This is a genomic window from Streptomyces sp. NPDC111802 (assembly GCF_055634335.1).
Window position 1 is genome coordinate 266,232 of record NZ_JBVKCZ010000008.1, and the last position, 22,348, is coordinate 288,579.

Sequence of the window (22,348 nt, forward strand, 5' to 3'; positions counted from 1 at the left end):
CGCACCCCTCAGAACAGGCTGAGCAGCGCCTCCGCCGGATCCGTGAGCCCGTTCTCGCCGTCCGGCAGCGGGAGTTCGAACCACACCGTCTTGCCGCGCGGGGTGCGGCGGGAGCCCCATGCCGCGCTGAGAAGTCCGACCAGCTGGAGGCCCCGGCCGCCCTCGTCGGTGTCGCGGGCGCGGCGGCGGCGTGGCTGGACCAGGCCGGAGTCCCAGACCTCGCAGACCAGCGTGCGGTCCAGCAGGAGCCGGAGTCGGATCTCGCCCTCGCCGTAGCGCAGGGCGTTGGTGACCAGTTCGCTGACCAGGAGTTCCGTCGTGTCGACCAGCGGCTCCAGATCCCACGACAGCAGCTGGCCGCGAGCGTACTCGCGGGCACGGCCCACACTGCGCGGCTCGCGCGGGAGGGTCCAGTCACCGACGGACCCGACGGGCAGCCCCTGAACACGTGCCATCAGCAGCGCGATGTCGTCCTCGCCGTGGTGGGTGTCGAGGGTGTTGAGGACGTGGTCGCAGACGTCCTCCAGCGGGCGGGCGGGGTCGGTGAGCGCACCCACGAAGGCCTGGAGGCCCTCGTCCAGCGGGTGGTCGCGTGACTCCACCAGTCCATCCGTGTAGAGCGCCAGCAGCGCGCCCTCCGGCAGCTCGACCTCCACCTCCTCGAACGGCTCACCGCCCACGCCCAGCGGCATCCCCGGCGGCACGTCGAGCATCAGCGCCGACTCGCCCGGCTCGACGAGGACCGGCGGCAGATGACCGGCGTTCGCGAAGGTGCAGCGGCGGGTGACGGAGTCGTAGACGGCGTACACACAGGTCGCCAGGTACACCTCGGACAGGTCCGCCTCACGCGGGCGGCGGGCGGCGCGGGTGGCCTGCTGGACGCCGCCGGGTGCGCCGAGGCCGCGCGCGATCTCGTCCAACGCCGAGAGGACCTCGGCCGGTTCGAGGTCCAGCAGCGCCAGGGTGCGTACGGCGGAGCGCAGTTCACCCATCGCGACGGCCGCGCGCAGGCCTCGCCCCATTACGTCGCCTACGACCAACGCCGTACGGTGCCCGGGCAGTTCGATGACGTCGAACCAGTCGCCGCCCACCTCGCTGGGCCGGTCGGAGGACGAGTTGCCGGGCAGATAGCGGCACGCGATGTCCAGGCCGGAGGCGACCGGGTCGCCGGGCGGCAGCAGGGACCGTTGCAGTATCAGCGCGCGCTCGTGCTCCCGCCGGTACAGCCGGGCGTTGTCGATGCAGACCGCGGCACGCGCGGCGAGTTCGACCGCCAGATCCCGGTCCCGTTCGCCGAACGGCTCGCTGCCCTTCGTACGGGCGAACTGCGCCAGTCCTACGACCGTGTCGTGGGCCATCATCGGCACCGCGAGCGTGGACTGCACCAGGCCGCCCTCCTCGCCGGGCACATGCTGTGGCCGGGCGGTGCGCAGGGCGTCCGCGCAGGGCGAGTTGAAGGGGTAGTGGTGCACGGCGCCGACCGCGACGGCCACACCGCCGCCCACGAAGGGCGCGTCGGAGACCGCGCTGGCGAAGGCGACCCGGCGCAGCTCGGCGCTGCCGTCGGCGAGGCCGGGCGGGGTCTCGTCACCGGCCAGCAGCCCCTGGTAGAGGTCGACGGTGGCCAGGTCGCAGAAGCCGGGCACCACCACGTCGAGGAGTTCGCGGGCCGTCGTCTCCAGGTCGAGGGAGTTGCCTATGCGGGCACCGGCCTCGTTCAGCAGGGCGAGATTGCGCCGGGCGGCGGCGGCCTCGCGGGCGGCGGCGCGGCGGGCGGTGATGTCGGTTCCGAGCCAGGCGATGCCGATGGGGCGGCCGCTGCCGCTGCGCACCCGGTAAAGGTTGACGGACCAGTGCCGGCGCTCGTCGGAGCCCGGCAGAAAGCCGGTGACGTGCATGTCCGTGATGGCGTCGCCGCTCTCCAGGACGCGGCGCAGGGTGGCCGAGACTCGGTCGGCCTCGGGACGCGGCAGATAGTCGTGGACGCCCTTGCCGCGGTGGTCGTCGGGTGTGCCGCCGAACAGGGAGGCGAACCGGTGGTTGGCGCGGCGTACCCGCAGGTCGGGGTCGATCAGCAGGAAGCCGAACGGGGATTGACCGAAAATCGCCTGCGAGGCAGCGAGGTCGGTCTCCATCCGGCGGAGGGTGCGCACATCCACGACGATGCACACGGCGGCCTTCTCGCCGTCCTCGGTCCGCGTCGGCATGACGTACACCTCGGCGAGACCGTCCTGGCCGGGCAGGCCGTCGATGTCGTCCGGCGTCCGGAAGGGGACGACGCCGGTCCACTCCCGCCCGTCCAGGATCTCGGCCATCTTGCGTTGGCCCTGCTCACGCCGGTCCGGGTCGATGAACGCCTCGATGGGGTCCATGCCCACCGCTCGCTCGGCCGGGATGCCGAAGAGCTGCTCGGCGCGCAGGCTCCACTGGTCGACCAGGCCGTCGGGGCCGATGGAGAAGGACGCGACCTTTATGTAGTCGTAGATCGACCCGGGCGGGCTGCTCTGCCAGACGGGGTCGCCGGGGCGGGGCTCGTCGAACGGGAAGGCGGGGTCATCCGTGGCGTCCCGAGTGGCCCGTGTGTCCTGTGAGGCTTGCGAGGCCTGTGTGTCGTGGGACCGCTCTCCCGCGGCCCTCGCCCTCGCGCCGTCCGACGGGTCCTCGGACTCCGTGGCCTTCGCTGGTATCTCGCTCACGCGAACCGTCCCCTCCAGCTCACCGCGTCCGGCACCGGTCACCGGCGGCGGCTGCCCGCAGTATCCAGCACTACGGCCCCGCACAACACGGTGTTCACGATCACAGCACGTTCCCGATCGTTTTCGGTCCCGGCCGCAGAAACACTTCCAGACTTCTAACCAGCGGACACGCAGTCGAATCACGCTGTTCGCCAACTGCCACTGGCCTGAACCATTCGTTCGACAGCGCGGGGGCCCACGTACACCTGCGCGGCCACCTGCACCCACACCTGCGCGGACGCCTACTGACGGGTTGTACAGGGCCCGGGGAGGCGACCCGGGTCCTCCGGCACCGCGAGCTCGAACCAGACGGTCTTGCCCGTGTTCCTGCCCGGTCTGGTTCCCCAGCGCTGCGAGGAGTGCGCCACGAGCTGGAGTCCGCGGCCGCTCTCGTCCTCGAGATGGGCGACGCGTTCGCGCGGTGGGTCCGGGAGCGGGTCGGAGACCTCGACCAGGAGGACGTCACCGAGGTGGTCGGGGCGGACCAGGCGTACACCGATCGGGCCGGTGGCGTGCCGCAGGGAGTTGGTCACCAGCTCGCTGACCAGCAGCGCCGCGATGTCGGCGAGACTGCCCAGCCCCCAGTCGCACAGCCGTGCCCGAACGGCGGCACGGGCCGCGCGCACGGCACCCGCCTCCGCGGGAAAGCTCCACTCGGCGCGGTCTCCTTCGGTGTCGATCACGCCGATCACTTCCCAGGCCAACGGGTTCACCCATGTCCGGTTTCGCGGGGTTAATGGGCACATACCCGATATTCAGGGGGCGGTACCGCGCGAAGGGTGGGCGACGGGGTGGGAATCCGGGAAGTTCCGGGCGCCGGTGCACTCGTTCAGGACCGCAGTCGCGCCGCGACCTCTTGGACCGCCGGCACGTCCTGGTCCAGCCAGTCCACGTCCCAGAGCTCCCCGGGGCTCAGCCAGCGCAGCGCGTCGTGGTCTTCGAGGGGCTCGGGTTCACCCGCGCCAGGGCGGAGACGGGCCGTCCACACATGCAGAACGTAAGGGGGTTTCAGCGGCCAGGTGCCCGGCACGCGCTCGATCACCTCGGCGTCCACGCCGAGTTCCTCCCGCAGTTCGCGCACGAGCGCCGCCTCGGGCGTCTCGCCCGGCTCGACCTTGCCGCCGGGCAACTCCCAGCGCCCGGCGAGTTCCACGGGCGCGCTGCGGCGCGCTGCGAGCAGACGGCCCCTGTCCAGCAAGGCGGCGCCGACCACGATCCGTTCCGTCATGCGCCGGAGCCTACGGGAGCTCAGGTGGGGTCAGTTGTCCGCACTGTCGCCGTTGTGCGCGACCCGCTCGACCCAGTACAGCTGCTTGTGTCCACGGCTGTCGAGGCTGTCCGCGATCTTCTGGGCCTCCGCCCGGGTCGCGTAGCGGCCCACGCGATAGCGATTGCCGTTGTCGTCCTGCCGGACGACGAGCCAGGGGAGAGTGATCGTGCTGTCGTTCATCGCGTCCCACCGCTCCTTCCCGCCCACCACCGGCTGCTCGCTCCCGTCCACCACCGCCCGTGTCCCGCTCGCGGCGTGTGCCGTGCCCCGCCCGCTAAGGAAACCGCAATCCGCATATGCCCGAGCCTACGCCTAACCTTTACGCAGCGAATACGGCTTTTCACAAAGAGGTACGCAACCAGCCAAGTCGCAGGGGGCGCACGGCACCGAACGCGCCGTGCGGAGACATCGATGCATCCGGTCACAGGCATGCCGCGCACGCCCGGGGCGACCTGCGAAAACGGCCAGATTCCAACGGCTGCTGAAGAGGCGGGAGTTGGGGCTCTGCCGGTGGCAACTGCCGTGAGGTGTGCGCTACCTCACGAACGAGTGCGCTACTTCACCGGGAGGTGATAGGCGACGCGGTACCGGTCCGCCGGGATCACCACGTCCGCGGTCTCCACCGGACGGCCGGACGCGTAGTAGGTGCGATGGACGACCAGCACCACATGACCGGGGACGCCGCCGAGCGCCAGCAACTCCTCGGCGAGGCCGGGGCGGGCGCCGACCTCCTCCGTGACGTTGTCCACGACGACGTCGATGGCCGCCATGCGCTCGACGACACCCATGCCGCCGAGCGGACCCTCCTCGGGCAGCATCACGGGAGTGCGGCCGGTGACGGCGAGGGGCTCCCAGGAGGTGGACAGCATCATCGCCTCGCCGGCGTCCCGGAAGAGGTACCGGGTGCACATCACTCGGTCACCGGGGCGGATGGCCAGCCGCTCGGCGACGGCGACGCTCGCCTCGGCCTGAGCGCTGCGGGATTCCCAGGTGCCGCGCGCCTCGCCGTCGGCCTGCTCCTGACGGAAGGGCGTCGCACCGCTCGGCGGGCGGAAGCCGGAGCGGGCGACCCGGCGGGGCACGGGGCGCTCCCGGACGTAGGTACCGGAGCCGGAGCGGCCCTCGACCAGCCCCTCGGCCATCAGCACCTTGCGCGCCTCCAGCGCGACGGTGTCCGAGACGCCGTACTCCTCGCGGATCCTGGCCTGGGACGGGAGGCGGGTGTGCGGGGGCAGCGAGCCGTCGACGATCTTCTTGCGGAGATCACCCGCGACGCGCAGGTACGCCGGCTGCTCACCGAAAGTCACTGGCCGCTCCCATCAGGCTGTACAGACAGCAACAGCGTGGCAACCATGAGTTGTCCGTTGCAAGCAAAGGCCAGAGAATCACTCGATGTGATGACTTGTGCCCGCCGGGGGCTTTACGCAGGCACTTTCTCCCCGCTATAGCCGCGCTCACACCTCGGGTCACACATCGAGACCGCCCGTACCCCCGCTCTCGTCACCGCTGCCGGAGTCGTCCTCGTACGTCGGCACGGTGGTTTCCAGGCCCAGAGCCTCGCGCGCGGTGACGGTGGCGGGGCCGTCCACGTACTCGTAGCCGTTGTCGTAGTGCGCGTAGTACGTGTCCGCGTCCTTCGCGGCGACCGCCCGCGCCCACTCCTTGTGGGCGTCCTCCATCTCCTTGATCAGGTCGGCGACCGGCTGCTTCGTGCCCGGCGCCCAAGTGTGCCCGCGCAGCGCCTCGATCTGCTCGCCGAGCACGGCGTGGACGTCCTTCGCCCACGCCTGGTTCGCCGCGAGGTCCTCCTCGGGGTATTCCTCGGGCTCCTCGTACAGCACCGTGTCGACGGCGTTGGCCGCGGACAGGAAGACGGTCTGGTCGGTGTCGAGCGTCGTCGGGTCGGCACGCAGCGAGCCGGTCAGCTTGCCGTTCTCCTCCGCGCTGCCGAACAGGCACGTGATCTCGCGGTCACCGAACCGCCAGCTCTGCCGGGACGGGATGAAGTAGTACACCTCCACGTCCTCCGGCACGGCCCAGGTGTCCATGGCGTAACCGTCCTGGAGCGCATAGCACTTGTCGTCGGCCGCCCGGCTGACCTCGTCGTCACCGGGGAAGTCGCCGCCCGGCAACGTGACGACCCCGAAGACCTCGCCGTCGTGCGGGCCGGCGCAGGACACCTCGTCGACGTCGTACGCGTCCCCCTCCAGGTTGCCGCTGGGCGAGTCGAAGCAGTCGCCCTTGGCGAGCGCGTAGGCGGTGCGGTCGCCGCTCGCCGCGCCCTTGAAGCCCTCCCAGAACTCCGAGGCGGAGCCGGTGGACAGCGCCAGCGCCCACAGCACCAGCCCGACGCCGGACAGGATGGAGCCGGCGACCGCCATGCCCTTGCCGCGCTCGCCCTTCTTCTTGATCTGCGCCAGCGCGATCAGACCCAGCACCAGCCCCACGGCCGGCACGAAGCAGAGGATGCCGAGGACGAGGGCACCGATGGCGACGCCGTTGACGGGCGCGGGGCGGCCGTAGGGGCCGTACGCGCCGTAGGGATAGCCGTACGGTCCCTGGGCGCCGGGTGCGCCATGGCCGTACGGCGACGGCGGGGGCGACGGCGGTGCGTACTGGCCCTGCGCGGACGGCCCTTGGGCCTGCTCCGGGGACCCTTGTGGCTGGTGGGGTCCGGGAGGCGGAGGTATGGACACGGGTACCGTGCTCCTGGTTCAGGCGGCGGTGCCGGGGGCGGGAACGGGCGTACGACTGGGCGAATGGTAAGCGCGGGGCGAGGGGGATTGTCATGCCGGTTACGAAAGTGACGATCCGGGCGGTGAACGGGCTGACCGCCCGCTGGGCGGGGGCCTCGGGAATCGCCGCGGACGGCGGCACGGTCTTCTCGGCGGCGGGCGTGTGGCCGCTGCTCGCCTTCCTGGCGGACGGCGCGGGTGGTACGGCGAGGGCGGAGCTGGCCGACGCGGTGGGCCTACCGGCGGACGAGGCGGCGGGCGCGGCGCGGGAGTTGCTGGGTGTGATGGCGACGATGCCGGGGCTGGAGTCGGCCCTCGGGCTGTGGACGAAGCGGACGCTGGAGCTGCGCGAGCGCTGGGCGGCGGGGCTGCCGACGGAGGCGCACGGGGTGCTGACGGGGGATCCGGCGGCCGACAGAGCGGCGTTGGACGCCTGGGCGGCGAAGCGGACGGGTGGGCTGATCGAAGAGATGCCCGTTCCGGTGGCGGAGGACACCGAGATGGTGCTGGCGAGCGCGTTGGCGTTGCGGACCGCTTGGCTCCAGCCGTTCCGGGAGTCGTGCTGGATGCCGGAGGCCGGGCCGTGGTTCGGGCGGAAGCTGCTGGGGCTGCGGCGCAGGAGCACGCTGCTGGACCGGATCGGCGTCGCCGACACACCGGCGGGGCACGTCACCGAGCTGAAGGTGCCGGGCAATTCGGAGATCGACGTCCATCTGCTGCTGGGCGAGGAGGGGATGACACCCGGTCAGGTACTGGCGGCAGGAGTGGGCGTCCTGGCCCGCAGGCATCCCGTCGTTCCCGGGTTCCGGCTCCCCTACGGCGAGGTGGGCCCCGGTGTGCACGTCCTGAAGGAGCGCCGTACGACCCCTGAGCCACCGACGCTGGACATCACGACCGTGGCGTACGGCGTACGGACGAGCCACGATCTCGGTGACCGGCACGAGGTGTTCGGCCTCACGGCGACGATGACCGACCGGCCCTCGGGCCACTTCCCCGGCATCAGCGGGCGCGCGGTTTCGAGGCGGCGGCGGTGACGGTCTTCGGCATGGCAGGCGCGGGGGTGCCGAGGCCCCGCTCGGTGATCACCACCGTCGAGGCCACCTTCGACCGCCCCTTCGGCTTCCTGGCCGTGCACCGCCACACGTGGCTCGTCCTCGCGGCCGGCTGGGTCACGGACCCGGAGCCGTTCCGCGAGGACGAGGAGGGCTACTGAACCAGCGTCAGAACTGCAACGCCCAGGCGTCGATCCGCCCGGTGTCGTAGTTCGCGTTGTCGCTCACCCGCAGCTTCCACGTGCCGTTGGCCGCCTCCGACGAGGCGTTCACCGAGTACGTGGTGTTGATGTTGTCCGAACTGCCGCCGGTGCCGTACGACTTCAGCGTGTACGCCGTGCCGTCCGGGGCGATCAGCTGGACCTGGAGGTCGCCGATGTACGTGTGCACGATGTGCACCTCGACGGACAGGGCCGCGGGCGCGTTGCCCGAGACGCCGGAGACGGTCACCGGGGACTCGACCGTGGAGTTGTCGGCGATGGCGTAGTCACCGGTGTTCTCGAAGCGCGGGCCGGGCGGGGTGGTCGTACCGCCGCCGACGTTCAGGAGCCGGTTGGGCGAGCCGGTGCCCGGGCCGGTGACGACGCCGGTGGTGGCGGCGGACGTCAGGGCCGAGGAGACCTGGGACGGGGTGGCCGTGGGGTGGTCGGCGAGGTAGAGGGCGGCCGCGCCCGCGACATGCGGGCTCGCCATCGACGTACCGGAGATGGTGTTGGTCGCCGAGTCGCCGGAGTTCCAGGCCGAGGTGATGGACGAACCCGGCGCGAAGAGGTCGAGCACCGAGCCGTAGTTGGAGTAGCTCGCCTTGGCGTCGGTGGAGGTCGTCGCGCCGACCGTGATGGCCTCGGTGACGCGTGCGGGGGACTTGGTGGAGGCGTCGGTCGACTCGTTGCCGGCCGCGACGGCGAAGGTGACGCCGGAGGCGATGGCGTTGCGAACGGCCGTGTCGAGGGCGGTGTCGGCGCCGCCTCCGAGGGACATGTTGGCGACGGCCGGCTTGACCGCGTTCTGGGCGACCCAGTCGATACCGGCGACGACCTGCGCGGTAGTACCGGAGCCTGAGTTGTTCAGCACACGGACGCCGACGATCTTGGCCTTCTTGGCGACGCCGTACGCTCCGCCCGCGACCGTGCCCGCGACGTGCGTGCCGTGGCCGTGGCCGTCCTGGGCGGTGTTGTCGTTGTCGATGGCGTCGTAGCCGTAGGAGGCGCGACCGCCGAAGTCGCTGTGGGTGATGCGGACGCCGGTGTCGATGACGTACGCGGTCACGCCCTGCCCGGCGGAGTCCGGGTAGGTGTACGAGCTGTTCAGCGGCAGGTTCTTCTGGTCGATGCGGTCCAGGCCCCAGGAGGGCGGGTTGGTCTGGGTCGCGTTGATGCTGAAGGTGCGGTTCTGCACGACGGAGGCGACGGCCGGGTCGGCGGCGAGCCGCTTCGCCTCACCCTCGGAGGCCTCGATCGCGTAGCCGTTGAGAGCCTTCTTGTACGTCCGCTCTACGTCGGCGCCGTATCCCTCGACGAGGTCACGCCCCGCCTTGGAGCCCGAACGGGCGTGGTCGGCCCTGAGGGTCACGATGTAGCTGTCGGCGACGGCGTTGGCCGCGCCGGCGTACTGGATACGGCCCTCGGGTGCGGCCGCGGCGGGGAGTGCGGAGACGAGGCCTGCTGCGAGGGCCGCGGTGGCCGCCACGCTGAGGGCGGCGAGTCTTCGGCGGGAGTCTCCGCGGGAGTTACGCATCACTGCCATCTGAGGGGTCCTCCTCAATCGGTGGTGCGCTGGTGGGGGGCGCACGGAGCGAAGGGAGACGGGAATTTAGACAGGAACATGTCAAATTCCTGTGTCGCACCTGTGCGCCAGCCGAAAGATTGAGGGCTCCACAGGAATTACACAAGGGCCCTGCACGGCGAACTCGGCCCACACGACCTTGCCGGGGTTCCGCTCCCCCACTCCCCACTTGTCGGCGACGGCGCCGACCAGCAGCAGGCCGCGGCCGCCCTCGTCGGGGTCGTCGGGGATCCGGGGGACGCCGGTTCCGCTGTCGTGGACTTCGACGCGGACGGTTTCGCCGTCGTAGCGGACGCGGAGGAGGAAGCCGCGGCCGGGTGGGACGCCGTGGAGAAGAGCGTTGGTGGCCAACTCGCTTACGCAGAGCAGTACGTCGTCGGTTCGGTCCCAGTCGGCCAGATCGCAGTACTTCAGCGCCCACGCCGTCAATTGCCGCGCCGCGGGGATGGATCGGCGGTCTCGGGCGTAGAACTGAGTGCGCTGGTAGGGGAGTTCGTTTGTTGCGTTCACGCGACGAATGTTGCGCAGAGTCACTACCTTTGATCAGTGAGCGAACCCGTACTTCGGTTTTGTACGGGTCCGCACCGGGTCGGGGTTGGTCCGTGTGGGGAGTTAGCCGGGCATGAACTCCAAGAAGCCGCGGAAGAAGAACGTCTCGTCCAGGCGGATGCTGGGCGCGCAGATGCAGACAGCGCGCAAGGCGGCGGGGCTCACGCAGCGTGCCCTCGCCGCCGAAGTCCTCGTGGACGAGGAGACCATCGCGTCGATCGAGCAGGGTCGGCGAACGCTGCTGCCGGACATGGCCGAGTTGCTGGATCGACTTCTGGACACCAAGGGCACGTTGGTGGCCGGGGTCGAGAACCTGCCGGAGATCGATCAGTTTCCGCTGTTCGCGGAGCAGTACATGGTGCATGAGCGGGAGGCCATCGCCATCTCCTGGTACGAGGGTCTCGTCCTGCCCGGCCTGCTCCAGACCCGCGACTACGCCCGCGCGGTCCTGTCCGAGCGCGTACCGGCGTACGACGAGGACGAGATCGCGGTCATGACCGAGGCGCGCATCGAGCGCCAGGAGATCCTTCAACGCAAAGGCGCACCCACGATGAGCTTCCTCGTGTGGGAGCCGGTGCTCCACCTCGGCATCGGAGGCCCCAAGGGCCGTCGCGATCAGCTGCGCCATCTCCGTGCTTGCGTTGAAGTCCCGGGCCTCGCCCTCCAGTTCTTGCCGATGAAGACCTCGACGCACGCCGGACTCGACGGCCCCTTCATCCTTCTGGAGACACCCGACCACCAGCACTTGGCGTACACCGAGAGCCAGCGCGGCAGCCAGTGGGTTTCCGACCCGAAGGACGTGTCCATCCTGGCGCGCAGGTATGCGATGCTGCGATCGCAGGCCCTGACACCCCAAGAGTCCAAGGGACTGCTCGATCGCCTGCTAGGAGACAAATGAGCACCGCACTTGAGTGGTTCAAGTCGAGCTACAGCAGCAGCGAGGGCGGCGCCTGCCTCGAAGTCGCCCTCACTCCCCACACCATCCACATCCGCGACTCCAAGAACGACCCGGAAGACGCCCCCACCCTCCGGATCGGCCCCGCCGCCTGGAGCGCGTTCACCGCCCGGGCCGATTACTGTCCGTGATCGTTCGACGTGCAGGCTGTGCGGGTCTACGCAAGCCTGGGAGCCATTCGGCCAGGACAACGTGTCCTGCCGGACGACCCAGGAAGGACGTTCCCCATGCGCTACGCAGCCGCCCTTTTCGTTGCCGCCATACTCGCGACCCTCGCCGCCCCCGCCGCTTCGGCCGCCCCCAGTGCCGCCCCCATGCCGTGCGACATCCACACCCTGAGCAAGCTCTGCTGGTGACTTCTTGAGCGGGGACGGGCCGTTGGACCTGGAGCCGCGGTCTGTCCCCGTTCTCACCCGAACGGCAGGACGGTGTCAGTCGTCGAACCCCGTCGCCCGCGTCGACTTCTCCCACGCGGCGATGTCCTCACGGACCTGGTCCAGATGGCCGAGAACCGCCGTGACACCGTCGTCGCCCAGAGGCAGCCGCAGCGGCGTACGGTCGGCCTCCAGCGCGGCCAGGATCAGGGCCGCCGCCTTCGCCGGGTCGCCGGGCTGGGTGCCGTCGCCACCCGAGACGAAGCCGCGGGTCTGGCTCACCTTGGGGTACAGGCCGCTGTCCGCGCTGGCCCCCCGCCGCCCCGTCTCGAACAGCGACGTACGGAAGGAACCCGGCTCCACGATCAGCACCTTGATGCCGAACTCGGCGACCTCGTCCGCGAGCCCCTCGGACAGGCCCTCCAGCGCGAACTTGGTTCCGCTGTACGCCGAGAAGCCCGCGAAGGACATCTGCCCGCCCATGCTGCTCATCTGCACGATCGCCCCGGACCGCCGCTCCCGCATGTGCGGCAGCACCGCGCGGGTGAGGGCGGCCGGCCCGAAGACATGCACCTCGAACAGCTCGCGCAGCTCCTGCTCGGTGGTCTCCTCGAAGGCGCCGACGTGCGTGCGGCCGGCGTTGTTGACCAGGACGTCGATCCGCCCGTGCCGGTCGATCACATCCCGTACGGCGTTCTCCGCGGCGCCCGTCTCGGTCACGTCCAGCCGCAGCGCCTCCACCTGATCGGGGTGCGCGGCCACGAGGTCGTCCAGACCCTCGGGGCGCCGTACCGCACCCACCACCACATCGCCCTCGGCGAGCGCCGCGTCCGCGATGGCCCGCCCGAAGCCGCTGCTCGCGCCGGTGATCAGCCACACCTTGTTCATGACAGCTCCTCGTATCGCCGTGATGTGGACCAGCCTGCTGCGCAATGGGGTTGCCCGTCCAAGACCCACGCTGATAACCGATGGTTATGACGACGGACGTTCATGTACGGGACCTGCGCTACTTCGTGACGGTGGCCGAGGAACTGCACTTCACCCGCGCGGCCGAGCGGCTGTACGTCTCGCAGCCCGCGCTCAGCAAGCAGGTACGGGCACTGGAGCGGCAGCTGGGCGTGGAGCTGTTCCGCCGCGAGCCGCAGGGCGTGACACTCACAGAGGCCGGCGCGGCACTGCTGCCGCACGCCCGGCGGGTGCTGGACGCCTGGTCGGAGGGGGCGGCGGCGCTGGAGGCCGCGCGGGCGGCGGCGCGGGGCACGCTGGTGGTGGGCATGAGCACCAGTCCGGGGCGCGGTGGTCTGCTCCCGGCGATCCGCTCCCGTTTCACGGCCGCCCACCCGGACACCGCCCTGCGGCTGCGGCAGGTGAGCTGGGAGGACCCGACGGCGGGCCTCGCGGACGGTGAGGCCGACGTGGCCTTCGTGTGGCTGCCGTTGCCGGACGCCGGACGTTACGAGTGGACCGTGGTCGCGCGGGAGCCCCGACTGGTCGCCCTGCCCGAGGCCCATCCGCTGGCCGCCCGCGCGGAGGTCGACTTCACGGACCTCCTCGACGAGCCGTTCCTCGCCCTCCCGGCGAGCGCGGGGCCGTTGCGTGACTACTGGCTGGCCCTGGAGGAGCGGGGCGGGCGCCTGCCGCGCGTCGGGGCGGAGATCGCGAGCACCGAGGAGACCTACGAGGCGCTGGTCGCGGGGCTGGGGGTCTGCCTGGTGGCCACGGGCAACGCCCCGCTGATCAGCCTGGGCGGTGTGGTGACGCGTCCGGTGCGTGGGCTGTCGCCGAGCCGCTATGCGCTGGCCTGGCGGCGCGAGGATGCCGGGCGGCCTCTCGTACGGGCGTATGCGGAGGCTTGTCGCCGGGCGGCGGGGCCGTCATGACCCCCTCGCCACCGGCTGCTCACGCCCCTTCCGTGGCGGGCTCCGCCGGGGCCGTGCCCAACCGTGCCTGTTCCTCCTCGACGATGAGGCGGGCCAGGCCGATGTCCGAGATGTCGACGGCGTCCGGGGTCGACTCGGCGACCGCGCTGCGGCGGGCGTACGCGTCGAACAGGCGGGCCTTGTTCTCCAGCATCCGCACCAGGCGTTCGTCCACCCCGCCCGTGCAGAGCAGGCGGTGCACGCGGACCGAGCGGACCTGGCCCATGCGGTGGGCGCGGGCGACCGCCTGGTGTTCGATGGTCGGCTTGAGCTGGGGTTCGCAGAGGATGACGACCGAGGCGGCCTGCATGTTGAGGCCCACTCCGCCCGCTTCGATCTGCGCGAGCAGGATCGCGTGGCCGGGCGCGGCGGCGAAGTCGTCGACGAGCTGCTGGCGCCGGGCGGGCGGCACACTTCCGGAGATCGGGCCGTGGACCCCACCGCTGATCCCGTCGGTCGGCTTTCGGCCGTCCGCCAGCGCCCTTTCGACCGCTCTCAGTACGTCACGGAAGGCCGAGAACACCACGACCTTCAGCCCGTTCTCCGCCGCCTCCCCGGCGATCTCGCGCAACCGCTCCAGCTTCGCCGACCGTTCGGGACGCGCGTACGCCGCTCTGCGCATGGCCATGAAGTTGCCGGCGCGCACGGCCTCGCGGTAGGCCTCCTCGTCCTGCGCGCTGGGCTCCTCCCACTCGTCGGTGTGCTGGAGCGCGGGGAGTTCGGTGAGGACGTCCTGCTGGTTGCGGCGCAGATAGACCGGGGCGACCGCCTTCCGGAACGCCTTGGAACCGGCCACCCCGTCGTGGTCGTCGACGCTCTCGGCCAGATGGGGCTGGAGTATGCGCACCAGGCAGCGGAACTCCTCGACGCGGTTCTCCATGGGCGTACCCGTCAGGAACAGCACGCGGTCGCAGTGCTCCGCCCATTCGGAGACGGTCGCCGAGCGGCGGGTCTGCGGGTTCTTCACATAGTGGGCCTCGTCCACGACGAGCATGCCCAACTCGCCGCCGCCGGGCACCGGGAAGCCGCGCAGCGCGTCGAAGGTGGTGACCGCCACGCCGCCGCGCCCCTTCCAGTCGGCGAACGCGTCCTGCCGGTCGGGACCGTGCAGCGGGGTCACGCGCAGCGCGCTGCGCCTCTCGATCTCCCTGGTCCAGTTGATGAGCACGCTGGCCGGGCACACCACCAGGAAGTGGCTCTGGCCCTCGGCGGCGAGATGCGCCAACGCGGCGATGGCCTGAATGGTCTTGCCGAGCCCCATCTCGTCGCCGAGGATCACCCGGCGCTGGGCGAGGGCGAATCGGGTGCCGAAGGACTGGTAGCCGCGCAGTGAGACCCTGCGGTGTGTGTCGTCGAGCGTCTGGTTCCTGACCCGCTCGGCCACCTCGTCCGGCAGGTAGCCCTCGGCCGCCGCCGGGTCGGGGGCGCGGCCGGAGAGTTCGGCGAGCAGGCCGTAGTACTCGGCGGAACGGAGCTCGAAGTCGACCAGGGCGGCCACCTCGGACTCCGGGCGCCGCAGCAGGTCGACCGAGGCCTGGGCGAGCAGCTGCGGCACGTCGTCCTGGGCGGCCTGCTCGGTCAGCGCGCGGACCTCGGCCAGGGCCGCCAACGCCCTTTCCCGTCCGGTCCGACCCGCGAGCAGCATGCGCAGCCGCCCGGCCGTCGGCGCCGCCTCGGCGAGCAGTGGGCCGAGCCGCTCGCTGAGTGTGCGGGCCGTGTCGACGGCCCGACGTGCCTCGGGGCCCGCCTCAACCAGCACGTTGAGCGCGACGACCAGCGCGGTGGTCCGGGGCTCCGGCCGGTCCACGTCGATGTGTACGGCGACGGTGTCGCGCACGGCGTCGGCTATCCGGCGGGCGGCGGCCACGGTCTGGTCGGCCGTCTGCTGTCCGACCCCGGGCAGTTGCCGCAGTCGGTACGAACCGGCGTCGAGGACCTGCCCGACCGTGCGGAACCCGCCCTTCTCCAACCCGCCCAGGCGCAGTCTGCCCTCGGTGAGGTCCTTGAGCCGGGCCACCGGGATGGCGTCCAGCTCGCGGCGCGCCAGGTCGTCATGGAGGGGGTTCAGCGCCGCGCGCACCGCCTCGACGGCCCGCGCGTGATCGTCGACCACCGCGCGCGCCGCGTCCCACAACCGCCGGCCCCCGGCCACCGCCTCCCGCTCACTCCGGCCCATCACGCCCCGCCCCTCTCGCCCCTCTCGTTGCGTTCCCGCATCCTGCCATTGCCGGGACGGTCGGCAACGCCCACGGGTTCGCATCCGCGGCCCTCGCCGGGATGGTCGCGGGTGCCGGGGCGCGGCTGGAAAGGACTTGAAGGACTTGGACGGTCCGCTCGGCCGTAGCAGCTCCTGGAGAGTTGCAGACGCAGCGGTGCTCGCCGAGGAGTGTCAGGGGACCTCGTCGCGGCGTGGCGCGACATGGAAGTCGAAGGCGAGCGTCCCGGGGTCAACGGCCGTCGCCCCGCCGTCGACGGTGAGCACGGCGCCATTGACATACGACGCTGCCGGGGACAGCAGCCAGCCGATCGCCTCCGCGATCTCACGCGGCTCACCCGGACGGCCCATGGGCAGGAGTCTGGTCACCTCCTCGTAGGCGTTCGCCACACCGTCCCCCCGCAGGTCCGCTTCCACGGCGAAGCGCGCCATGCGCCGGTCGGCCATCTCGCTCCTTACCCAGCTCGGACACACGATGTTGGCCCGCACCCCCTGACGCCCGTAGTCGACGGCGACGGAACGGCAAAGCTGGAGCAAGGCTGCCTTGGACGTGGCGTACGGGGCGTTGCTCGTGCCGTTGCGCAACGCGGACACCGAAGCGACAGCGACCACCGCCCCGCGCGCCTCCAGCAAGTGCGGGATCGCTGCGCGCAGGAGCAGCAGCGGGCCGGTGACGTTGGTGCGCATCACCTCGTCCCAGTCCTCCAACGACAGGTCGCCCACGGTTCCACCGCGCCCGATGCCCGCATTGAGCACCAGTCCGTCGAGTCGTCCATGCGCGCCCAGGGCTGCTCGGACGAGACCGTCGGCGGCCTCGGGGTCCCCCACGTCGGACGGATACGCGAGCGCCCCGGTCTCCCGTTCGAGACGCCGCAACGGCTCGCTCCGCCGACCGGAGACGACCACGTGGTGACCTCCCTCCCGCAGCAGGCGTACGGCGGCCTCCCCAATGCCGGTACCTCCACCGGTCACGATGACAACTCGCTTGTCTGTCACGGCTGTTCTGGCTCCTTTTCGGGATCACAAGGTGGATCCGAGCCTAGAACCCACTGATCCATTGGCCCGAATTTCACCCTGTCGACCGGTGCCGGGCTCGCCGGCCCCGCGAGTCACAGGAACTCGCTCCGGTAGGTCGAGGCCAACTCCGCCGCGCGGCGGCGGCGCTCCGCGAGCTCGTCCTCCGACAGTTGTGGCGGCGGCGCGTCCTTGCCCGCGACGACATCGCCGATGCGCATGAAGTACTCGTCCTGGCCGGCGGGGGTGCACATGCACAGCATGTGGGCCGGCGCACCCGAAGCGTTGCGGAAGTTGTGCGGGGCGTTGGCCGGGATGTTGATCGTGGACCCGGCCCGTACGGTGTGCTTCTCTCCGCGGAAGGTGAACTCGATCTCGCCCTCGAGGGTCGTGAACATCTCCTCGAAGTCGTGCCGGTGCGGCGGCGGGCCGCCGCCGTCGGGGACGCGCATGCCGATCAGGCAGTACCGGCCGTTGGTCTGCTCGCCGGCGACCAGCATGGCGTACGTGTTGCCCACCAGAGAGATGTACGTCGTTGGGCGGTGCCGACGGAGATGCCGAACCCGGCAGCGAGCTGGGCAAGGTGTCGTGCCGGCGCAGGTACACCAGGCCGACCAGGGCACGCTGGTGCGGTGGGAGCTTGCAGCGGCGGTCACCCTCACGGGTGACGATGAGCATGGTGACCCACTCGACCAGGGCGTGAGGCAGGTCGAGTGCGGCAGAATACGGAACCAACGCGGCTCCTGTGCCTGTGGGTTGAGACTTCGAACACCTCCCTCAACGGCACGGGAGCCTCGTGCGTTGCGCAAGGGCTCACTGACACCAAGTCGCTCCGACAATCGGCCGCCGACGCGGGTATGACTATCACCACGCGAGTGGTGAAGACTGGATAGATGCGACCTCACGCCCCAGGCGGACTCCTGTTCGTAGCGCTCGGTCTCATCCTTGTCGCCGCTGGCTACGTCTGGAGAGGACGTGTCCTGCGTCCCCTCTCGGCGAAACGCGCCCAGGCAGCCGTGATCCGGGATCGTTCCAGAAACCTGCTGCGCTCTGCGGACATGGCAATCGCCGGAGCGCGTCGACGGGCCGCACACGGCGAACCGGCCATCGTCACGGTCGGAGACGTGACCAGGGTGGCGCGCCAGCACTACGGGTACCTCTTTGTGGAGCGCGAAGAAGCAACTGCCGCCCTCCGCCAGCGCTATGAGGCTGCCGACTGCCGGGTGGACTGCATGACCGACGCTTTCAACTGACTGCCTCCCCGGCAAGTGCTTGACGCCAGAGGCACCGGAGCTGTCACCTGATAGGTGGTCACGCTGAAAATGCTCACTGAGTCTTGGCTCCGTCCGCGCCCTACGGAATTCACCAAGAGACGGAAGAGCGGCAACATAGCGGCGGATCGCCGGTTACCGAAACCGGCGATCCGCCGAATGCCGGTAGCTCCACCGCCACTCACTGACCAACCGTCGAAAGGTAGAAAGGGAACCAGGAGAAATCACACCGCCACGAGCCGGACCCTCTCGCCGCACAGCTTGGCCATGTCGTCAATATCGGACGTCAGCATGACCACGGGGCGGTGCTGTCGCAGCGCGGCCTCGGCGACGGCCGCATCGATCGCGTACTTGTGTCCGTGCAACCCGGCATTCATCAGCAACTTCGAGGTCGCCCTCGCCTCCTCGTCGCCGACTGGGACGACCCGCAGCCCGGAAAGCACCCAGTTCAGGCGGGACTTGTTCGTACGGGCGTGGACGGCTTCGATGATGGCGAGCGCACTGATCACGACCTCCATGCCGCGCGAGCGCGCCTCAGCGATCAAAGCCACCACCTGCTCGTCGTCGGCGAGCAGCTTCGAGAGTCCCTCGCTGTCGAGGACCAGCGTCCCCTCGTGACTCAACCTGCGGCGGGCCACTCTGCCTCCTCGGCGAACACCTCGTCGAAGACCTGCCGCGCCCGCTGGCGAGCCGACTCGGAAACCGGCCCCTTGCGGCTCTCGTAGTCCGCGAGGTACTCGTCCAGAACCTGCCCGCGCAGCTCACGCTCGACCGCCTCGGCGATGAACGCGGAGAACTCCCGCTTGCCCACCCGCGCCCGGATTGCCTCCGCGGTCCCCTCCGGCAGCGACAGGCTCACCCGCGTCGCCGGGCCTTCCCCGATGCTGTACGTCGTCTCACTCATACGTCGAGTGTGTCAAACGAGTAGGAAAAGCGCCACGGATCGAATCTGCACGGGCCCCGGAGTCGTGAAGAAGTCGTGGAATGGAGCCCCACCCGCCCGCCTGCCGCATCGGGAGATCGCTGCCGAACCCCAGCACGGGCGTTCCCATCCCCTCCCAGCACCATCCCAGCACGGGAAGAAACCAAGGGCCCGACCCCGAAGAGTCGGACCCTCTCTGACCTGCAAGTTTGCCAGATCAGCGACGTGGCGATATGTCACCCGCTACACATTGAACCGGAACTCCACGACATCCCCGTCCTGCATGACATAGTCCTTGCCCTCCATCCGCGCCTTGCCCTTGGCGCGGGCCTCGGCCACCGAGCCGGTGTCCACCAGGTCGGCGAAGGAGATGACCTCGGCCTTGATGAAGCCCTTCTGGAAGTCGGTGTGGATGACGCCGGCCGCCTCGGGGGCGGTGGCGCCCTTCTTGATGGTCCAGGCCCGGGATTCCTTGGGGCCGGCCGTGAGGTAGGTCTGCAGGCCGAGGGTGTTGAAGCCGACGCGGGCGAGGGTCGCCAGGCCGGGCTCCTCCGCGCCCACCGACTCCAGCAGCTCCATCGCGTCCTCCTCGTCGAGCTCGGCGAGGTCCGCCTCCAGCTTGGCGTTCAGGAAGATCGCCTCGGCGGGGGCGACCAGGGCGCGCTGCTCGTTCTTGAAGTCCTCGTCCACCAGCTCGTCCTCGTCGACGTTGAAGACGTAGAGGAAGGGCTTCGTCGTCAGCAGGTGCAGGTCGTGCAGGAGCTCCTCGTTGCCGGAGCCCTGGGCGATGCCCGCCGAGAACAGCGTGTCGCCCTTCTCCAGGATCTCCTTGGCCTCCTCGACGGCCTTCACCTTCGGCGCGATGTCCTTCTTGATCCGGGACTCCTTCTGGAGCCGGGGCAGGACCTTCTCGATGGTCTGGAGGTCGGCGAGGATCAGCTCGGTGTTGATCGTCTCGATGTCGTCCTTGGGCGAGACCTTGCCGTCGACGTGGACGACGTTCTCGTCCTTGAAGGCGCGGATGACCTGGCAGATCGCGTCGGACTCACGGATGTTCGCGAGGAACTTGTTGCCCAGGCCCTCACCCTCGGAGGCGCCGCGCACGATGCCGGCGATGTCGACGAAGTCGACGGTCGCGGGCAGGACGCGCTGCGAGGAGAAGATCTCGGCCAATTTGGCCAGGCGCGGGTCCGGGACGCCGACCACGCCGACGTTCGGCTCGATCGTGGCGAACGGGTAGTTGGCCGCCAGCACGTCGTTCTTGGTCAGGGCGTTGAACAGGGTCGACTTGCCGACATTCGGCAGACCGACGATTCCGATCGTGAGCGACACGTTGCGACTTCCCGTACGTGAGAGGACTTCAGGGGCTGGGCTGGGGCCCGGTCCTTCTTCGATCGTCGACGCAGATGACGCAGATGCACGGGCCGATCCACCAGTCTACGGCGTGCCGGACCCGGTCCCCCGCGCCCTGTCGAACACCTGGCCAAGGTCGGCCCCAAGGTGTGTCCGAGGGCCGATTCGCCACATGAACCGACCTAGGTTGGACCAGTGGAGCAAGCCAGGGCGCGGGGCGAGGGCCGGTCCGCGCCGGTCGAGGGCGGAACCCGGCCGGACGGGGGCAGTGTGGAGCGGGGCGAGGGTCGTACGAGGCGCGGCGAGAGCGGGTTCGCGCCCGGTGAGAGCGGTTCGGGCCGGGCCGGCTGGGCCACCCGGGCGTCCCGATCGGCCGCGGCCGCCAGGTCCGCCCGTTCACCAGGATCCGCCCGGTCGTCCCGTGCCCTCGCCGCCGACCGGCCCGTAGCCCAACGCCGGCGCGGGACCGACCGGGCCGCGGCGGCCGTACGGCGACCCGCGCCCGCCCCCGCGCCGCAGGCCGTGCGCCGGTTTCCCGACCCCCGGCTCACCGGGCTGGGCAGCGGCCTGTTCTGTGGTGCCGTGATGCTGCTCCTCGGCTACCTGGACGTGCTGCTGTTCGGGTCGTCGCTCACGGTGTACGGCGTGCTGTTCCTGCCGGTGTGCGCGCTGACCGCCGTCTGGGTGCGTGCGGGCGATCTGCTGACCGCGCCGGTGGTCGTGCCGATCGCGTTCGCCGTGGGGCTGCTTCCGGTGGCCGACGGCGGCGGAGGGCTCGGCGGACATCTGATGGGGCTGGTGACCGCCCTCGCCACCGAGGCCGGGTGGCTGTACGGGGGGACGCTGATCGCCGGTCTCGTCGTGATCGTACGGAGGATCCGCCTGGTCGCCAGGAGGGCAGCGGCCCGCCGCCGGCTGTCGTGAGCCGCCGCCGGGACGTCCCGCCGCGTCCGCGGCCGCTGCGGCGCGGCTAGGGTCTGTCGTTTGGATCAGGTCGGCTGAAAGAGACTGCGCCTCTCAACCGCCCGAGCGGGGGCGATGGGGGTGCCCCCGCGCGAGCCGAGCGAAGCCGGTTCGAGCGTGGGGGAGCGTGCAGCTGCAAGGCGGAGGAGGGAGTCGACGCGGAGCGGCGACAACCGACGACAACGCGCCAGATGCGCATGCCAGACCCCGCGACGCCGGCATGATCCAAACGACAGGCCCTAGCCGTCCTGCTCCGCCGCGTGCATCGCGGCGCCCACGATCCCCGCGTTGTTCTGCAGCTCGGCCGGGACGATGTCCGCCTTGACGCCCTCGAGGTAGTGCAGGAACTTCTGGGCCTTCCGGCTCACCCCGCCGCCGATGATGAACAGCTCCGGGGAGAACAGCATCTCGACGTGGGCGAGGTACTTCCGCACGCGGTGCGCCCAGTGCTCCCAGCTCAGCTCCTCGTCCTCCTTGACCTTGCTGGAGGCGCGCTTCTCGGCGTCGTGCCCGTGCAGTTCGAGGTGGCCCAGCTCGGTGTTGGGGACGAGGGTGCCGTCGATGAACAGGGCGCTGCCGATGCCCGTGCCGAAAGTGAGGAGGATCACGGTGCCCCGGCGGCCGCGGCCCGCGCCGAAGTGCATCTCGGCGACGCCGGCGGCGTCCGCGTCGTTGACCACCGTCACCGGGTGGCCGCCGAGGCGGTCGCTGAACAACGCGCGCGCGTCCGTGTCGATCCAGCCCTTGTCGACGTTCGCCGCCGTACGGATCGTCGATCCGCCGGTGACCACGCCGGGGAAGGTTAGGCCGACCGGCCCCGTCCAGCCGTAGTGCTCGACGACCTGCTTCACACCGTCGGCCACGCCGTCGGGCGTGGCCGGCTGCGGAGTGAGCACCTTGAAGCGCTCCTGGGCCAGTTCACCTCTGTCGAGGTCCACCGGGGCGCCCTTGATCCCGGATCCACCGATGTCCAAGCCGAAGATCTGCATGGCCCTACGTTACGACGCAGGGCTGACAGTCACTCCCCGGAGTCGCCGGAGGCAGCGGACCCCGTGCGCTCGGCGATCAGCGCCGCCGCCTCCTCACGCAGGTCGCGGCGCAGTTCCTTGGGCAGCGAGAAGGTGATCGACTCCTCGGCCGCCCTGACCAGCTCGACGTCGCCGTAGCCGCGCTGGGCGAGCCACTCCAGGACCTCCTCGACCAGCACCTCCGGTACGGAGGCACCGGAGGTGACGC

The 22,348-nt window shown here is 70.5% G+C and carries 22 protein-coding genes and 3 pseudogenes; 7 read left to right on the forward strand and 18 right to left on the reverse strand.

Annotated elements, in window-relative coordinates; all coding sequences use genetic code 11:
* Positions 1-8 precede the first annotated feature (8 nt).
* The 6 genes from ACZ7NC_RS11660 to ACZ7NC_RS11685 all read right to left on the reverse strand — a co-directional run bounded on the left by ACZ7NC_RS11660 (position 9) and on the right by ACZ7NC_RS11685 (position 6,701).
* The gene (locus tag ACZ7NC_RS11660; protein WP_471487128.1) at positions 9-2,696 is read right to left on the reverse strand and encodes a SpoIIE family protein phosphatase; all 2,688 of its coding nucleotides are present in this window, start codon (positions 2,694-2,696) and stop codon (positions 9-11) included.
* A 281-nt stretch (positions 2,697-2,977) separates the two neighbouring features.
* Positions 2,978-3,448, reverse strand: a complete 471-nt coding sequence (locus ACZ7NC_RS11665; RefSeq protein WP_471487130.1) for an ATP-binding protein — start codon at positions 3,446-3,448, stop codon at positions 2,978-2,980.
* 116 nt (positions 3,449-3,564) lie between these two features.
* Positions 3,565-3,963: a (deoxy)nucleoside triphosphate pyrophosphohydrolase gene (locus tag ACZ7NC_RS11670; protein ID WP_471487131.1), complete on the reverse strand. Its 399-nt coding sequence runs from the start codon at positions 3,961-3,963 to the stop codon at positions 3,565-3,567.
* 30 nt (positions 3,964-3,993) lie between these two features.
* Positions 3,994-4,185 (reverse strand): SPOR domain-containing protein, encoded by a 192-nt coding sequence (locus ACZ7NC_RS11675; RefSeq protein WP_471487177.1) that lies wholly within the window; start codon positions 4,183-4,185, stop codon positions 3,994-3,996.
* Between the two features lie 374 nt (positions 4,186-4,559).
* Complete coding sequence (locus ACZ7NC_RS11680) at positions 4,560-5,312, reverse strand: GntR family transcriptional regulator (RefSeq protein ID WP_471487133.1); 753 nt, start codon at positions 5,310-5,312, stop codon at positions 4,560-4,562.
* A 159-nt stretch (positions 5,313-5,471) separates the two neighbouring features.
* Positions 5,472-6,701 (reverse strand): DUF4190 domain-containing protein, encoded by a 1,230-nt coding sequence (locus ACZ7NC_RS11685; RefSeq protein ID WP_471487135.1) that lies wholly within the window; start codon positions 6,699-6,701, stop codon positions 5,472-5,474.
* 92 nt (positions 6,702-6,793) lie between these two features.
* Here ACZ7NC_RS11685 and ACZ7NC_RS11690 point away from each other — a divergent pair.
* Positions 6,794-7,953 (forward strand): annotated as a pseudogene (locus ACZ7NC_RS11690) (serpin family protein).
* 7 nt (positions 7,954-7,960) lie between these two features.
* Here ACZ7NC_RS11690 and ACZ7NC_RS11695 read toward each other — a convergent pair.
* Both ACZ7NC_RS11695 and ACZ7NC_RS11700 read right to left on the reverse strand, forming a co-directional pair.
* Complete coding sequence (locus tag ACZ7NC_RS11695; RefSeq protein ID WP_471487136.1) at positions 7,961-9,538, reverse strand: S8 family peptidase; 1,578 nt, start codon at positions 9,536-9,538, stop codon at positions 7,961-7,963.
* An 81-nt stretch (positions 9,539-9,619) separates the two neighbouring features.
* Positions 9,620-10,087, reverse strand: coding sequence for an ATP-binding protein (locus tag ACZ7NC_RS11700; RefSeq protein ID WP_471487138.1), 468 nt, complete (start codon positions 10,085-10,087; stop codon positions 9,620-9,622).
* Positions 10,088-10,199: 112 nt separating this feature from the next.
* Between ACZ7NC_RS11700 and ACZ7NC_RS11705 the strand changes: the two genes are divergently transcribed.
* The 3 genes from ACZ7NC_RS11705 to ACZ7NC_RS11715 all read left to right on the forward strand — a co-directional run bounded on the left by ACZ7NC_RS11705 (position 10,200) and on the right by ACZ7NC_RS11715 (position 11,437).
* Positions 10,200-11,024, forward strand: a complete 825-nt coding sequence (locus tag ACZ7NC_RS11705) for a helix-turn-helix domain-containing protein (RefSeq protein ID WP_471487140.1) — start codon at positions 10,200-10,202, stop codon at positions 11,022-11,024.
* Positions 11,021-11,212: a DUF397 domain-containing protein gene (locus ACZ7NC_RS11710; protein WP_471487141.1), complete on the forward strand. Its 192-nt coding sequence runs from the start codon at positions 11,021-11,023 to the stop codon at positions 11,210-11,212. The genes ACZ7NC_RS11705 and ACZ7NC_RS11710 overlap by 4 nt, the downstream gene beginning before the upstream one ends.
* 96 nt (positions 11,213-11,308) lie before the next feature.
* On the forward strand, positions 11,309-11,437 hold the full coding sequence (locus ACZ7NC_RS11715) for a hypothetical protein (RefSeq protein WP_471487143.1): 129 nt from the start codon (positions 11,309-11,311) through the stop codon (positions 11,435-11,437).
* A 75-nt stretch (positions 11,438-11,512) separates the two neighbouring features.
* Here the strand turns inward: ACZ7NC_RS11715 and ACZ7NC_RS11720 are convergent, their stop codons facing one another.
* Entirely contained in the window at positions 11,513-12,343 is an 831-nt protein-coding gene (locus ACZ7NC_RS11720) for an oxidoreductase (protein WP_471487145.1), read from the reverse strand.
* A gap of 80 nt (positions 12,344-12,423) precedes the next feature.
* Between ACZ7NC_RS11720 and ACZ7NC_RS11725 the strand changes: the two genes are divergently transcribed.
* Positions 12,424-13,335, forward strand: coding sequence for a LysR family transcriptional regulator (locus tag ACZ7NC_RS11725; RefSeq protein ID WP_471487147.1), 912 nt, complete (start codon positions 12,424-12,426; stop codon positions 13,333-13,335).
* Between the two features lie 19 nt (positions 13,336-13,354).
* On the opposite strand, the gene ACZ7NC_RS11730 is transcribed toward ACZ7NC_RS11725, so the two are convergent.
* The 4 genes and pseudogenes from ACZ7NC_RS11730 to ACZ7NC_RS11745 all read right to left on the reverse strand — a co-directional run.
* Positions 13,355-15,550, reverse strand: coding sequence for a DEAD/DEAH box helicase (locus tag ACZ7NC_RS11730; RefSeq protein ID WP_471487179.1), 2,196 nt, complete (start codon positions 15,548-15,550; stop codon positions 13,355-13,357).
* A gap of 213 nt (positions 15,551-15,763) precedes the next feature.
* Positions 15,764-16,585, reverse strand: coding sequence for an SDR family NAD(P)-dependent oxidoreductase (locus ACZ7NC_RS11735; RefSeq protein WP_471487149.1), 822 nt, complete (start codon positions 16,583-16,585; stop codon positions 15,764-15,766).
* A gap of 113 nt (positions 16,586-16,698) precedes the next feature.
* Positions 16,699-17,121, reverse strand: a complete 423-nt coding sequence (locus ACZ7NC_RS11740) for a cupin domain-containing protein (protein WP_471487151.1) — start codon at positions 17,119-17,121, stop codon at positions 16,699-16,701.
* A gap of 20 nt (positions 17,122-17,141) precedes the next feature.
* A pseudogene (locus ACZ7NC_RS11745) lies at positions 17,142-17,338 on the reverse strand (helix-turn-helix domain-containing protein); the annotation flags it as partial.
* A gap of 323 nt (positions 17,339-17,661) precedes the next feature.
* On the opposite strand from ACZ7NC_RS11745, the gene ACZ7NC_RS11750 reads away from it, so the two are divergent.
* Positions 17,662-17,856: a hypothetical protein gene (locus ACZ7NC_RS11750; RefSeq protein ID WP_471487153.1), complete on the forward strand. Its 195-nt coding sequence runs from the start codon at positions 17,662-17,664 to the stop codon at positions 17,854-17,856.
* Between the two features lie 242 nt (positions 17,857-18,098).
* Here ACZ7NC_RS11750 and ACZ7NC_RS11755 read toward each other — a convergent pair whose 3' ends face one another.
* The 3 genes from ACZ7NC_RS11755 to ychF all read right to left on the reverse strand — a co-directional run bounded on the left by ACZ7NC_RS11755 (position 18,099) and on the right by ychF (position 20,128).
* On the reverse strand, positions 18,099-18,512 hold the full coding sequence (locus ACZ7NC_RS11755) for a DNA-binding protein (RefSeq protein ID WP_471487155.1): 414 nt from the start codon (positions 18,510-18,512) through the stop codon (positions 18,099-18,101).
* Entirely contained in the window at positions 18,494-18,778 is a 285-nt protein-coding gene (locus ACZ7NC_RS11760) for a hypothetical protein (RefSeq protein ID WP_471487157.1), read from the reverse strand. Before ACZ7NC_RS11760 ends, ACZ7NC_RS11755 begins: the two co-directional genes overlap by 19 nt.
* A 261-nt stretch (positions 18,779-19,039) precedes the next feature.
* Positions 19,040-20,128 carry a redox-regulated ATPase YchF gene (gene ychF / locus ACZ7NC_RS11765; RefSeq protein ID WP_471487159.1) on the reverse strand — a complete coding sequence of 363 codons (1,089 nt, stop codon included), beginning with the start codon at positions 20,126-20,128 and terminating at the stop codon, positions 19,040-19,042.
* 216 nt (positions 20,129-20,344) lie between these two features.
* Here ychF and ACZ7NC_RS11770 point away from each other — a divergent pair, with 216 nt between their 5' ends.
* Positions 20,345-21,073 carry a DUF6542 domain-containing protein gene (locus ACZ7NC_RS11770; RefSeq protein WP_471487161.1) on the forward strand — a complete coding sequence of 243 codons (729 nt, stop codon included), beginning with the start codon at positions 20,345-20,347 and terminating at the stop codon, positions 21,071-21,073.
* Positions 21,074-21,351: 278 nt separating this feature from the next.
* Here the strand turns inward: ACZ7NC_RS11770 and ppgK are convergent, their stop codons facing one another.
* Complete coding sequence (gene ppgK / locus ACZ7NC_RS11775; protein WP_471487163.1) at positions 21,352-22,101, reverse strand: polyphosphate--glucose phosphotransferase; 750 nt, start codon at positions 22,099-22,101, stop codon at positions 21,352-21,354.
* A 29-nt stretch (positions 22,102-22,130) separates the two neighbouring features.
* A pseudogene (locus ACZ7NC_RS11780) lies at positions 22,131-22,348 on the reverse strand (4-hydroxy-3-methylbut-2-enyl diphosphate reductase); the annotation flags it as partial.

Excerpts from the sequence above, each read along its gene's own strand:
- ACZ7NC_RS11705 (WP_471487140.1), top strand. The coding sequence starts at position 10,200 with ATGAACTCCAAGAAGCCGCGGAAGAAGAACGTCTCGTCCAGGCGGATG.
- ACZ7NC_RS11720 (WP_471487145.1), bottom strand. The coding sequence starts at position 12,343 with ATGAACAAGGTGTGGCTGATCACCGGCGCGAGCAGCGGCTTCGGGCGG.
- ACZ7NC_RS11695 (WP_471487136.1), bottom strand. The coding sequence starts at position 9,538 with ATGGCAGTGATGCGTAACTCCCGCGGAGACTCCCGCCGAAGACTCGCC.
- ACZ7NC_RS11760 (WP_471487157.1), bottom strand. The coding sequence starts at position 18,778 with ATGAGTGAGACGACGTACAGCATCGGGGAAGGCCCGGCGACGCGGGTG.
- ACZ7NC_RS11715 (WP_471487143.1), top strand. The coding sequence starts at position 11,309 with ATGCGCTACGCAGCCGCCCTTTTCGTTGCCGCCATACTCGCGACCCTC.
- ACZ7NC_RS11725 (WP_471487147.1), top strand. The coding sequence starts at position 12,424 with ATGGTTATGACGACGGACGTTCATGTACGGGACCTGCGCTACTTCGTG.
- ACZ7NC_RS11675 (WP_471487177.1), bottom strand. The coding sequence starts at position 4,185 with ATGAACGACAGCACGATCACTCTCCCCTGGCTCGTCGTCCGGCAGGAC.
- ACZ7NC_RS11710 (WP_471487141.1), top strand. The coding sequence starts at position 11,021 with ATGAGCACCGCACTTGAGTGGTTCAAGTCGAGCTACAGCAGCAGCGAG.
- ppgK (WP_471487163.1), bottom strand. The coding sequence starts at position 22,101 with ATGCAGATCTTCGGCTTGGACATCGGTGGATCCGGGATCAAGGGCGCC.
- ACZ7NC_RS11670 (WP_471487131.1), bottom strand. The coding sequence starts at position 3,963 with ATGACGGAACGGATCGTGGTCGGCGCCGCCTTGCTGGACAGGGGCCGT.
- ACZ7NC_RS11750 (WP_471487153.1), top strand. The coding sequence starts at position 17,662 with ATGGCAATCGCCGGAGCGCGTCGACGGGCCGCACACGGCGAACCGGCC.
- ACZ7NC_RS11730 (WP_471487179.1), bottom strand. The coding sequence starts at position 15,550 with ATGGGCCGGAGTGAGCGGGAGGCGGTGGCCGGGGGCCGGCGGTTGTGG.